The organism is Bdellovibrio sp. BIS2 (assembly GCF_055398295.1).
Map to the genome: position 1 here is coordinate 386,577 of NZ_AP035879.1, position 12,498 is coordinate 399,074.

Consider the following 12,498-nt stretch of genomic DNA (forward strand, 5'->3'; position numbering starts at 1 on the left):
TATAACCAAAATCAGAAAACGGCTTCCTTCGGGAGGCCGTTTTTTTTTGTTCCCGTCGCTGTCAGCGATCATTTGCGTTTTCAACGCGTTTTCATTTAGGCATTTCCAACCCCGGCCAGAGCGATTATTGTTGAATCAAAGAGATCTCCAAGGAACAACCAATCCTATGAAATTGCTAATGATTCTTCTGACCAGCATGGCTGTGCACGCTCAAGCGGCGTGGGACTTGAACGATGTCACTTATCTGATGCCTTTGCCCCAAACCGTGGGCGGGGATGGACTGCTTAAACTTGAAAGCCCGGCGCGCGGCGGGGCTTTGCTTCCTGTTTCGATGGTAAATCAGTTGCCGGTATTGGCCATTGATCGCACTCGTCCCGAGGTCAACAGCACTCTTCGTGTCATGGCGGTGCGAATTGATCCTTGCTTCCCGCTGCCGACTCCGCAGTCCTGTCAGCGTCAAATTCGCCTGGCGTGGCAGCCGATTGAAATGAATCGTCGCAACGAAGTTCAGACCGTCGATGCGGCTTTGCACAGCTTCTATGTTCTGCAGGACTGGGAGTTTGCGAATCTTCTGAAAGAAATCGACGCCTGGAAATCCAAACACTCCGTGAACACCAAGTACCTGCCTTTGCAGGTTCATCCGGCATGGGCGGCAGAAAAAGATTCTTCTGTGGCGCTGGCGGATTTTCACAAGATCATTTTAAAATACGCAGGTATTGAGAACTTCAGCCGTGTGACGGCGATGGTTTTGCGTGGCAACGGGGATATGTGGGCCTTTGCCGGTTTTGAACCGCGTAACAACAAACTGGAACTTTTGCCAATTCCTCGCCTGAACCGCCTGTCTCAGTCCTTTATCAACATGGCGGTACCGGCAGATCACTTCAGCGGTGGCGGGATCTCTCCGATTCCCAAAGGGGATGATACTTTCAATAATCTGGCGGCAGAATCCATCCGCATGGGGGAGGGCACCGAGGACACCATTCGTCAGGAAGTGCGCGCCGCCTTCCGCATTGAAAATCCCAAATTCTTCAATCCGGAAAACATGGACTGCGTCAGTTGCCACGTGGCTCAGCCTGCGATTCACTGGGTGCTGAACAAACGCCCGGAACTTCAGGTTGAAAAGCTGTGGAGTCAGGAAATTTACGGCAATCCAAAATATGATCTGAAAAACACAAGTGTCGAGATCTGGAATACCCAGCAGATTCGGGCTTTGGGTTATTTCGGGAAGAATGTGGCGATCAGCCAGCGGGTGATCAATGAGTCCGCCGAAGTGGCGGACTTCATCAATAGAATTACTGCGCCAAAGTCAGAGGAATAAGGTCGACGGCGAAGCGGGCCTTGTCCTGGTACTTGTACTCGATATCACCCGGCAGCAACACCGAGTTGTTCTCTGGATCATAAGTCCAGCCGCCATTGGCTTTGTTCGGAATCACCTGACCGCGACCGGCGTTCAGTTGTTCCGGAGTACCGTAACGAACACGGATCTGTAGGGATCCGTCAGCCGTTGCACGAGGGCGCTGAGTCAGGAAGATCTCTTTAGCCAGGGTCTTCTTTGTGATGTCAGAACCGATACGGGCTAGATCCTCACCAAAGTTTTTGTTCACAATACCCACGATGTATTTGGATTTGATCGCATCCGGGGCACCTTTGTCTTCGTTGGCGCGAACAATCAGCTCTTCCAGTTTCTCAGGGCCAAAGCCAGTGCAAGTGCCGTTGTTTTTCGGCGTCTTCTGAGTCATGTCGAAGCACTGTTCGTTGTACTTAGGGTGAATGCGCAAAGCCCAGTCTTTGTACTGATCAGAATCTGAGGCTTTTACCAAAGCACCATAAACCGCCAGCTTGTTGGCTTTGCCTTTTTTGAAATCCAGCAGAGTGCGGGCCATTTGTTCCGGAGTGATGCGGGACTGTTTAAATTCGTCAGCATCGGTCAGGAACACCACAACCAGCTGGGCGTCTTCACGGAAGAAGCCTTCATTCACACCACCACGGCCGGATTTTTCCAGCGCTGCCGTCAGAGGAGCGAAGAACTCTTCATCCTCCGGGCCGCCTTGAGCGTATGGGGCCACACCCAGATCCAGTGTGGAAGCCAGAAGGTGTTTTTCCTTTTTGGTCACGAAGCGTTTGTTGTAGTTCTGAGACTTGCCGTCTTTGATGTGGCGAAGTTCACCGATGCCGTATTTATCTTTTTTGGTTGCAGAGAAACGCTCAGAGCTGTCCCACGTGGAGATCACACCGATCTGATAATCGATCATGGCGTTTTTATTGATCCCGTTGGTGAAACGATCCAGATTGCGCACCAGATTTTCCTGGGCGGATTTCATGGATTCAGAATTGTCCGTCACAAATAAAATGTCCACTTGTGGATTGAAATCAAGTTGGGACTGGCCACCGTCTTCAGTGATCCACTTGAATTCCTGCTGGGCCGGCATTTCATACTGAGGGATTTCAACCGGTGTTTCAGGGATAGGATCCTGCTGCACCATCAGGCCCGGGGATTCAGGACTGCAGGCCGTAACCAGCATCAAAGCAGATGTGTAAATGCAAAGAGCGATGATCTGTTTCACATTTTCCTCCTGATGTTCTGCGGGCAGGTTTTGGCTGCCACGTCGTACTTATCAAGTTCGTCAATCCACGGACGACCGTCGTCCATGAATACCAACTGATCTTCACCGGTTTTTTTGAAATCGCCCTTGGAGTAAAGCTCCTGAGCCAGTTTCATGTCGGTGTGGATTCTTTGAATGGCTTCAACTTCAATCAGATTCAGCTTCTGCACGATGCGGAAGTTCGCATCGGTTTCTTCCTGAGCCAGTTTTTTCAGGCGGGACTTTATCTTATCCAGACTGTCCTGCTGAATTTTGGTGACCTGGGACTGCAAAGTCGGGTGAGTACCACGGTTTTGCAGAACCTCCAGAGCTTTTTCGGCGACTTTAAAGCGCAGCATCTGACCCTGAAGCTCGGTGTCCTTATAGTAAAGAACCGGAAGATCCAGCAGGGATTCTGCCACGTCGGAAGCTTTAACCGGGAAGCTCGTCACTTTGGTCAAAGCTTTAGCAAAGGCCGCATTCATGCCGGTCTTGGAAAGGTTTTGAACTTCCAAAATACGGGCTTTTTGTCTTTCTTTGAAAATCTCGTGAGTTTCAAAGACACCTTTGTAATCACAAATGCGCAATTGGGTCAGGGAACGCAGGAAGTACGCTTCCGAGTTCACGACTTCACCAAACTGAGGGCTGACCAGAGTTTTGGTTTGCGCCAGGGCTTTTTCAGAGTCATTTTGGCGGAAATAAGCCCAGCCTTTTTCCTCGATCGCCTGGAACCAATAATCACTGCCTTTAGGCACCTGATTGTAAAGCTTCAGGGATTCGTCAAAGTTGCCTTTGGCAAAAAGAACGCGGGCTTTTTTCATCGCGTCCTTGCTGGAGCAGTCTACACACTTTGGCAAAGCGTCTTTTTCAAGACTCTTAAAATCCAACAGCTTCAGAGCGTCGCCAGAGTTTTTGGAATTCAGGGCCGTTTCAAAAGATTTGCCCCAGTCCTTGATGGACAGCTTGTCGGCCGCACCTGCCACAGAAGCAGAGCTGACCAAAGCCATCATCAAAATGTTTTTCAGGAACAAATTGCCGGAGATCATAAAATCCATCCAAGTCCCAAAGAACCAGTCACAGTGTCCAGAGTTCTGGAGCCAGTCACCGGTTGGTCTTTGTAAGTCTGGTATCTCATCTCGGCGCGAGCGGAAAGATTTTTGGTGATCCAGGCGCCCACACCAGCACCCGCCGTCATCAAAGCTGTTGTACCGCTGGAAAGAGTCATCTGACCACCACCTGCCAGCAGGTAAAGGTCAAACTGAGTCACACCCATATCAAGGAAGCTGGTTTTACCATAGATCGGATACCAGTTCACAACGGCCAGGGCGGCATTTTCAGGATAGTCGATATCCACCGCGTAAGCGCGGCCACCAGCTTCGTAGTTCTTACGAGCTTGTTCAAACACGCGTTTACCTTCGTCCGTCAGGCTGTTACCGAAGTCCATGTAACGAACGCCCAAAGACCAGCGTGGAGTGATGTGATAGTCCATCGCAAGGTTCAGGGACTGAGTCTTCACGTAAGAATCACCACCGAAAGTGGAACCATAAGCCAAGCCGAACTCAACACGGTTTCTGCGCTCAACGATGCGGTCCTGCACGATGCGAGTGCGGGTTTGGGACTTGATGTTTTGAGCCATTTCAGCCAGCTCTTTGTTACCGCCCAAAGAATCAATGTCATCAGCCAGCGTCGCTTTTTTCGCGGACGCTTTGCCTTGAGCCATTGCTGGGGAGGCCATAAATGTTGCAGCGATCACGGACAGGGAAAGCAGTTTAAGTGTTTTCATGACTATTGTGCTCCTGTGGTTGCTTGACCCACTGCTGGAGGAGGAGTTGTTGGCTCCTGGGAAGCAAAGCGGATTTTAAGCTTGGACAGAGTTTCCGGTGTAGACAAGCTGTTCGGGCTGTAAGCTTTGAAGCTCAGACGAACACGCAGGCCGTTGGCGTTAACCATGAAGGACCCGTCTTTTGCCAGTTGCGGTTGAACAGAGATATTCTTGGTATCGAACACCAAAGAGAATTTCCATTTGGAGTCACCCAGGTACTCTGGGTCTTTTTTGTTTTTGTCAGCAACAACGTGACGGGAACCATCCAGCTCCAGGAAGTCATTGCCAGTGGTGTAGCTAACACCGTCATAGCTGATCACCAGACGTGGTTTCTGAGCGGAACGACCGTCGATGCCCGGAACTTTCACTGTTACAGAGAACGGAATCTCCTGACCTTGCGCCACTTCAGCCGCAAGACCATCAACTTTCAGTTCAGAAGGAGCTTCCTGGTTTTTGAACAGGAACAGATTCACTTCACGCTCACGAACCAGACCTTTGAGTTTGTCTGCGTTCTGCTGGCTTGAAACAGAAGTGATTTCAGCCACCAGTTTCACGTTGAAGGTTTTCATGTTTTCATTGGAAGAAACCGTGTAAAGAGCCGGGTTCCATTTCAAAAGATAAAGATCTTTTTCCGCCTGAGAAGCCGTCAAAGTTGCGCCTTCCGGCAGGTTTTTCGCTGTCAGGGAGATTTGTACGCCTGGAACAAGAACACGGGCGTAAACTTTAAACACACCTTCCTGGCCTTCGTTGAAAGTCATCTGGGCATCAGGAGTGATGACGATGAATTTCTGGTCGATGGTGGATTCTTCTTTCACCACCACAACCGGTTTTTCAACGATCACGGTGTTGGTGATTTCACGGGGTTTGTCCTGGCCGTGAGTGATCACGTCCTTGGAATGCTTTCTCAAAGTATCCAGATCGAAAGCCTCACCTGTGGAAGTCTTTGATTCCGGAACCGGATTTTTGTTCCAGTCACCGCAGCCAGACAGTACCAAAGTGACAGGGACAGCTAGAAGAGTGGTTTTAAGAAAGTTCATATTCTACCTCGCTTAGCGACTGCTTACGCGCATGAGTTCGAATGGATAAAGAACGTCCACATTTACGTTTCCAACCGGACGGGGGAACTGCCATGTTTTCATGCGTTGAAGCATGCAGTTTTCCACCATGCGGGAGCCCAAAGAGGATTGCGCCACTTTGGCTGTGGTGATGCGACCTGCAGGGCCGATCACAAAGTCCACCGCCACACGTCCACCGATGGATGGCTGGGCCTGCAGACCTTTTTCATAGCAATAAACGATTTGACCTCTGTTTTTGTTGATCACGGCGATGATCTGATCGCGATCCAGACCACCTTCAACGCTGGCTTCTTCATCCAAAGGCAGACTCACCGCAGAGGTGCCGCCAACCAACGAGATTTTGCCGTTACCAGCACGGCCACCGCCGATACCAGCCGCACCGTAACCACCAGCGCTGACTGCTTTGCCGCTGCCTTCACCGGCGGAACCGGCAATCAGGCCGTTACCCGGCATGTAACCTTTGATACCGCCGCGACCGGCAGAACCAACGCCGCCACCGCCGCTGCCAACACCGGCAGAACGAATGGCTTTCATAGAGTTGTTATCCAGACCCTCGTAGCCACGTGTGCCTTTTGGTGTACCACCCAAAGCAGCCAGAGCACCAAATCGGGAAACGTCTTTGGCTTTGGCCGTGTTTACTTTGTAAGGTTTGGTTTTCAGTTTCGCCTGAGCTTTCGGGCGATAGACTTTGTTGGTTTGTTTGATTTTTTTCTGGGAAACCTGAACGTGCTGACGTGGCTCAGCCTTCTGAACGGGCTTTTCCTGAGGCAACTCAATCGTCACCAGCATTGGCTCTTCCGTTTTAGTGAAATAAGACGCCCAGATCCATGCACCCATCATCAGACTCAAGACGGCAGCCAAGTGAGCCAGCGAGGTTTTTTTAAGCATGATCTTCAGTTGTTCGTCGTCTTGTTCATCCGCCAGTTGATAAGTCGGGCTGTTTTGAGCAGAAGCATCAGCCACACGCAGACGGCCCAGGCCTTCAAGCGCCACACCCTGATCACCCATCTGGGAAAGATCCACGGTTTGCAGCAGACGGTATTCAATGTCGTTGGAATCAAGGGCCTGCAGGTTGGAAACAGCCTCAATACGACGGCTGTTTTTCAGGTAAACGATGTTCAGCGATTCGGAGTCCACAGCAAAGGTGCGGACTTTTTGTCCTAACCTGTTTTCGAGAATTAACAACTTTGCAGTACTCATATTTACGTCCTAGTTTCTTTTCTCGTCTTGGTCGATTTTGTCATCGAACCGGTTTCGGCCACCCAGGAGATCTTCAAGAAGCTTGTCGTTCTCTACGGTGGCTTTCGTATTCAGTGAGCTCTGGTACTTACCTCTAAGCGCACTGCCATCAAATTTGAACGAGGTGCCGAGTTTGGGCCTGTGGCTTTGCTCTTTTTTCACCTTATTCGATCCTGTCGCTTTTTGAGACGCCAGGGAGGGTACCGCTAGTAGACTAAGCAAAAGGGGGGCCACAACAATCAGGGATTTCATAGGCTCTTTCCTTTCTGAATTTGATTTAAACGGGCTTCCAGGTAGGACGGCATCAGAGGGTGGCCCATTTTTGTCTCTAGGTATTTCAGGTTTTCCAAATCACGCACATTGGACGGGTTTTCAGACACAGATTTACGTGCAGAAACCAGGTCACGGCTAGAGAAGGAAGAAGAACCCAAAGCATCAGAAACCGCTGTTTTCATACGGCCACGGCCCGGAAGGTCTTCCAGAATCTGCATTTCACGCAGAAGCAGCTTCTGGATTTCAGGGCGCGCCATTTTGTATTCAGCAGCCAGTTGGCCCAAAGCCGGGGACTGAGCCCACAGTTCATCCATCTTCTGCTTCGCCGTGCGAGCCTTCAGAAGGTATGGCTTAGAGCGGCCTTTCAGCAGGTCCACGTACTGGCGCTGTTCTGCCGGGCTCAAACCTTTTGGCATTGGCAAAGAAGCCAGGTCTTTCACCAGGCGTTCATTTTCAGACGCCACGATATTCAACATAATGAGCTGAGCTGTGATGTCTTTCAGTGCCAAAGATTCTTTCAGCATGCCGTCGGCTTTCGCCGTCAGGTTCATGCGCTCTTGAATGGATTTCTGCACAGTGCGATCGTTCTTGCCGTTCAACTGATGGGAGGCAATCTTCGGATGGAAGTTGGCCACCTTGTTGTAGAAATCCTGCTTCTGGAAGAACTGCGCCGCGGACTTGCGACGAAGCTCTTTCATTTCAAACACGGATTTCAAACCGGATTTGTCCATGGTGCGGGCGTAAACCAGCAAAGCGGTTTCGTTCAGCAGATCCGGTTTCTGTTTCAACTCTGGCGCCTGAGCTTTCAGCTCTTTCACCGGGTTGGAGGAAAGCAGAACCAGGCGGGATCTCATGATCAAAGAACGCTCACCTTTAAGACCGGCTTTCAAAGCGGCCTTATAGTGTTTTTCCGGATTCATTTCTGCCAGATCAGCCAGTGTGCCCAGACGGAACTCACGGTCTTTTTCAGACACCTTTGGGCTACGTACCTGAGAAGCCATGCGGTAAGCATTTTTGAAATCCAGATGTTTTTCGTAATGAGCTGCCAGTTGTTCGCGCAGGTCATCTTTTTTGGAATCAGAAACTTCGTTCATGGCAATCAATGCCAGGACGGACTGAATATAGATGCTGTCTTCACCGGTTTTCTGGGCCAGAACACTGGCATTGGTATAGAACAGAACCTTTTCAGCAGGTTTTGCTGTCGCCACGTCGGTGCTCATCACTTTCTTCAGGGCTTTTTTCATGTCTGAAGAAGACGATTTTGGATTGTTGGCGACAGAGGCCACCTGGTTCATCAGGGCTTTGCGTGCCAGTGCCTCAAATTCTGCACGGTGGGCAGGGAAAAGCTTGGCATAGTCCCATGCCCATTTTTGCAGGGATTCTTCGTCCTTCAATTGCGCCGCGGAATCCAAGGAAAGGTCGGCAGCTTTCTTGCGAAGATCTGCAGATCCTTTTTTATCTTCCGCCAGGTCATTGAAGGCCACAGCCGCTTCCTTCAGTTGTTTTTGCTGATAGCTCAGATAAGCCAGCTGGTAACGAACTTCAAAGGATTTTGCGTCATTGTCTGAATACTTCAGATAGTGAACATAAGCTTCACGACGCAGATTCAGGTCCTGGGATTTTTCCGCAGCAGAGACTTCATTCGTTAAAGCCTCTTCGCGCTCTTTGGCAGAGAACTTGCGGCTTTCGCTGATGCTGCGATAGATCTGGATCGCCAGAGGATACTTCTTCATGTCCATCGCGATTTGGGAACCACGGTTGGCCATTTCGATGTCCGTCGGGAATGTTTTGTTATAGATAACGTAAGCGTTCAGCAGATCCTGATCCGGATTCAGCTTTTTCAGGCGGTGAAGCTCTGTTACATAACGCTTCATCGTTTTCTGCAGTTCTTCACACTTGGATTCATCATCACAATCGGTGGTTTTGAAGGCCGCCGCCGCCTTGGCGAAGTCTTGCGTGGATTGAGTTGTTTGACCACGGTCATAGTTCACTTGTGCCATACGCACAAATGCCGACAGACGCTCTGATTTAGTCAGATCCGGCTGTTCAAGATAGCGGTTCAGGATCTTGTGTGCGGCTTGTTTTTGTCCCAGGCGGTCGGCTTCCCCGGCAAAGTGGAACAGAAGTTCCTTGCGGTTCTGCGCAGGCGCCAGCGTTTCAAACTGGGCGATTTCTTTGTCGTTGATGTCTTTACGGGAATAGAAAGTCGCCAGATCACGCATGATATCAGCATGGAAGACAGGATCGTATTTGGAGCCCTCTTCCGTGTCGCGGGTGATCAGGTGTTTGTTTTTAAGAAGAGTTTCCAGAATCGTGATCGCCGAGGAAAGTTTGTCCTCGTTGAAATCACACCAAGCCATGTTGTAAGTCACCAGGGCGCGGTTTTCCAATTTATCGTCTTTAAGAGCGATCACATAGTGATAACGGGCATCTTTGAATTTGTTCTTTTGGAACAACAGATCGCCCAAAGAGGCGTGGGAACGGGAAACAATCGCCGGATTGATTTTCTTGGCTTTGGCTTCCTTGATGATTTGTTCAAACAGACGAATCGCATTGTCGTTCTGACCGGCCATTTCGTACAAATGCGCCAGTTGGAACAGAATAGGTCCGTGTTCGTTCAGGCTGACCTGACGAAGCAGTTCCTCATAGATACCAATGGCCTTCTGACGGTCGGCTTTCGACCCTTTGCAGCCGTCACAGTTGGCTTCCACTTCCAGCATGAAGCGGTCTCGCGCGCGTTCCGCCAGCAAATCGGCCAGGCGCTGCTGGGTTGGAACCCATGAAGGATCTTCCTTGCCAATGGCGGACAGGACCCGTTCCATTTTTTGGATAACCAGGTCCTGCGTTCCGGCGTTCATCTTGTCAGCAAGGGCAAGACGACCATTCAGAGCACCAAGGACTACGATACTGATCAGAGTGATTCGTCTTAGATTTTTCATTTGCCCGGCACCACTGCGAATTTAAGTTTTTCGATACCGGCGAGAGATCCAGCTTTTAGCAGAGGATCCAGGTCGGCGTATCTCATTTCCGTGTCAGCTTGAACCATCAGTTCGAGTTCTTTTTCCTCGGTGTACTTTTTCAGTTCCGCCAGCTTGTTTGTCAGGTCATTGGCGGCAACACGCTTGTCGTCAAGGAAGTAGCTCCCTTTTTCGATGCGCAGAATAGGGGTGACCTTTTCCACGCCCTGGCTGTGATTGGCCGAAGGCAGTGTCATTTTATTTGGAATCTGTGTTTCCATCCCGCTGTTTTGAGTTCCGATCAACAGATAGATCACGATGATCGAAAACGCATCGATCAAGGACGTTAGTGGCAAAGCCAGAGCCAACTCACGACGGAACAGGCCTTTCTTTTTGCCACCACTGCTCAAAGTCAGCGACTCAGTCATTGGCGAACGTTTAGGGGATGCCGCATTTTCCAATAGTGATTTTCTCATAGTTCCTACCCCAGCGGGGACAAGCCCACGCCTTCAAAGGCACTTTGTTTCAGGCGGTCCATCACGCGAATCACATCACCGTAGGAGGTGTTCGCTTCCGGGCGCACAACACTTGTTTTAAGATCCGGATACTGATCTCGCAGAGCCTTCAGCTTTCCTTCCAGCGCTTCCCAGTTCACACCCTTGGTGGATTTGGTAATGCGGGACTCAAGAACCTTGGCCTGGGGAAGATCACGCAAAGAGAGCTGAACGCCACCGTCAGCAGCCATCGTCACCCACAGTGAAGGGGGATTCTTGGCGCCGGCTGTGGAGTTGTCTCCAATAGCCTGCTTGGTATCCAGTGTCCCGATCTGGATCCACACCGCAGTCAGAAGCAAGAAGCAAATCATGACTGACAGGATGTCCAGAATGGGCAGGATGTTGATTTCGAAATTCAACTCTTTATTGCTGCTCATACAAGAGATCTTTCTTTCTTGTCAGAAACCGGAGCGTAGTGGAAGCCCAGTTGGATGAACAAATTCAAAGACGCTTTATTAAGATCCTCTGACAGTTTGGTCGCACGATTCTGCAACACTGCATACATGATCAGTGCAGGCACGGCCACGATCAGTCCGTAAGCAGTTGTATTCATCGCCAAAGAGATACCATTGGAAAGAATGGCCGCTTTTTCAACCGGGTTGGCATTGGCAATACCGGCGAAAGAATGAATCAGACCGGTGATAGTACCCAACAGACCCACCAGAGTGGCCACGTTGGCAAACATCGCCAGGAAGCCGATGCGTTTTTCAATGCGGGAGTTTTCTTCCAGAAGGACTTCGTCCATCTTCAACTGGATTTCCTCTTTGCCGCCCATATCGATTGCGGCCTGAATACCAGCAGAAGCCACAACTCCCAATGGTTCTTTGGCGCTCAGCTGCAGGGAGCGGCGCAAAGCTTTGTCCAGATTGCCATTTTTGATGTCTTCAGCAATGGCTTTGGAAAGGTCTTTTTGGTTCACCTTGCGGTTTACAAAAAGAGCGATAGAACGTTCGGCGATAATCGCCACGGACACTACCTGAGCAGCCAAAATAGCCCACATCCAGAAAGCGTCAGAAGAAGTGAAAGCGCGACCAAGTGACAATAGGAATTCCATAAGTCCTCCGTTAAAAGAATCCGGAATCCTTATGAGCAAGGGGGGTGCCAGAGCCCAGTGTCTCAATACGAGGCCCCCACAGAACCCTGTGTGAATAATTTCAACAGCGGTGACGTTTTATGGCGTCACTGGCCCGTTTCAATTGGGGGGGGCGGGAGGGGATTATTCCTCGATGGCGGAAATGATGTTTTCCCAGAGCATGGGATTGAGCAGTTCAGACCCGATCATCATCACGGGTTCGGCGTCTTTGGCGCGACCGCGTTTGGCTTCGGTGGGAAGATGCCCGGTGCCTCCGTGTTTTTCAAACCACGAGCGACGGATAGACAGGGAGTTTGAGACGAAAACGTGAGGGAAGTGTTCCAGTTCTTTCTTGTTGGCGCGACCGTATTCAAATGTGGAAAGAACGTTGAACTTTTTCGAGGACTCGATGTGCTCCAGTTTCTGGAAGCCCAGTTCCATCAGATATTTGAATTTCTGACGGCCCGGCTGTTTGGAGGTGAAGATCAGATCCAGATTTCCGGAAAGGAAATTCGCTTCCAGTTCATTCAGGTCAAAGATATCCAGGGTGATTTTTTTAACGCCGACTTCTTCAAAACAAAGACGGGACGTGTTCAGCGCAAAATCCGAAAGCCCTTCCAGGGTGCCGATATGCAGTTCGCCCACCATCTGGTTGTTGCTGATGCCCTGAAGTTCGGTTTCAAGACGACGGATGGATTTTTCAAAGATTTCGGAAAGCTGAAAGGCCACGGCGGTCCATCCGGACTTTCTTTTCGCCGAACGATCCAGCAGAACGATTTTCAGTTCGTCTTCAATCTTGGCGATGATACGGGAAAGCTGGGGCTGGCTCAGTCCCACGTGCAGGGCGGCGGCAGAAAGATTCTTAAAATTGACTGCTTTGGCCAGGACACTGAGTTCATAGTACAACTGTTGCATCTTATCTC

Annotated in this window: 12 protein-coding genes; 1 reads left to right on the top strand and 11 read right to left on the bottom strand. The window is 50.3% G+C overall.

Annotated elements, in window-relative coordinates; genetic code table 11:
- The first annotated feature begins 166 nt into the window (after nucleotides 1-166).
- On the top strand, nucleotides 167-1,318 hold the full coding sequence (locus tag ACZ520_RS01905; protein WP_464127278.1) for a hypothetical protein: 1,152 nt from the start codon (nucleotides 167-169) through the stop codon (nucleotides 1,316-1,318).
- Here ACZ520_RS01905 and ACZ520_RS01910 read toward each other — a convergent pair.
- The 11 genes from ACZ520_RS01910 to ACZ520_RS01960 all read right to left on the bottom strand — a co-directional run bounded on the left by ACZ520_RS01910 (nucleotide 1,293) and on the right by ACZ520_RS01960 (nucleotide 12,490).
- A complete protein-coding gene (locus tag ACZ520_RS01910; RefSeq protein WP_088566426.1) occupies nucleotides 1,293-2,564 on the bottom strand; it encodes a hypothetical protein in 1,272 nt (423 codons plus the stop codon). The two genes, ACZ520_RS01905 and ACZ520_RS01910, sit on opposite strands and share 26 nt — an antisense overlap.
- Entirely contained in the window at nucleotides 2,561-3,637 is a 1,077-nt protein-coding gene (locus ACZ520_RS01915; RefSeq protein WP_464127281.1) for a tetratricopeptide repeat protein, read from the bottom strand. Before ACZ520_RS01915 ends, ACZ520_RS01910 begins: the two co-directional genes overlap by 4 nt.
- Nucleotides 3,625-4,365 carry an outer membrane beta-barrel domain-containing protein gene (locus ACZ520_RS01920; protein ID WP_416479573.1) on the bottom strand — a complete coding sequence of 247 codons (741 nt, stop codon included), beginning with the start codon at nucleotides 4,363-4,365 and terminating at the stop codon, nucleotides 3,625-3,627. Before ACZ520_RS01920 ends, ACZ520_RS01915 begins: the two co-directional genes overlap by 13 nt.
- 2 nt (nucleotides 4,366-4,367) lie before the next feature.
- Nucleotides 4,368-5,441 carry a hypothetical protein gene (locus ACZ520_RS01925; RefSeq protein WP_416479572.1) on the bottom strand — a complete coding sequence of 358 codons (1,074 nt, stop codon included), beginning with the start codon at nucleotides 5,439-5,441 and terminating at the stop codon, nucleotides 4,368-4,370.
- Nucleotides 5,442-5,453: 12 nt separating this feature from the next.
- Nucleotides 5,454-6,680, bottom strand: coding sequence for a TonB family protein (locus tag ACZ520_RS01930; RefSeq protein WP_464127285.1), 1,227 nt, complete (start codon nucleotides 6,678-6,680; stop codon nucleotides 5,454-5,456).
- 9 nt (nucleotides 6,681-6,689) lie between these two features.
- Nucleotides 6,690-6,971: a hypothetical protein gene (locus ACZ520_RS01935; RefSeq protein WP_041576864.1), complete on the bottom strand. Its 282-nt coding sequence runs from the start codon at nucleotides 6,969-6,971 to the stop codon at nucleotides 6,690-6,692.
- Nucleotides 6,968-9,931 carry a tetratricopeptide repeat protein gene (locus tag ACZ520_RS01940; RefSeq protein ID WP_416479571.1) on the bottom strand — a complete coding sequence of 988 codons (2,964 nt, stop codon included), beginning with the start codon at nucleotides 9,929-9,931 and terminating at the stop codon, nucleotides 6,968-6,970. The genes ACZ520_RS01935 and ACZ520_RS01940 overlap by 4 nt, the downstream gene beginning before the upstream one ends.
- The gene (locus ACZ520_RS01945) at nucleotides 9,928-10,425 is read right to left on the bottom strand and encodes an ExbD/TolR family protein (RefSeq protein ID WP_464127287.1); all 498 of its coding nucleotides are present in this window, start codon (nucleotides 10,423-10,425) and stop codon (nucleotides 9,928-9,930) included. Before ACZ520_RS01945 ends, ACZ520_RS01940 begins: the two co-directional genes overlap by 4 nt.
- A gap of 5 nt (nucleotides 10,426-10,430) precedes the next feature.
- On the bottom strand, nucleotides 10,431-10,880 hold the full coding sequence (locus ACZ520_RS01950; RefSeq protein WP_011163008.1) for an ExbD/TolR family protein: 450 nt from the start codon (nucleotides 10,878-10,880) through the stop codon (nucleotides 10,431-10,433).
- Nucleotides 10,877-11,557 (bottom strand): MotA/TolQ/ExbB proton channel family protein, encoded by a 681-nt coding sequence (locus ACZ520_RS01955; RefSeq protein WP_232468812.1) that lies wholly within the window; start codon nucleotides 11,555-11,557, stop codon nucleotides 10,877-10,879. The genes ACZ520_RS01950 and ACZ520_RS01955 overlap by 4 nt, the downstream gene beginning before the upstream one ends.
- A 162-nt stretch (nucleotides 11,558-11,719) precedes the next feature.
- The gene (locus ACZ520_RS01960) at nucleotides 11,720-12,490 is read right to left on the bottom strand and encodes a LysR family transcriptional regulator (RefSeq protein WP_088566420.1); all 771 of its coding nucleotides are present in this window, start codon (nucleotides 12,488-12,490) and stop codon (nucleotides 11,720-11,722) included.
- Nucleotides 12,491-12,498 lie beyond the last annotated feature (8 nt).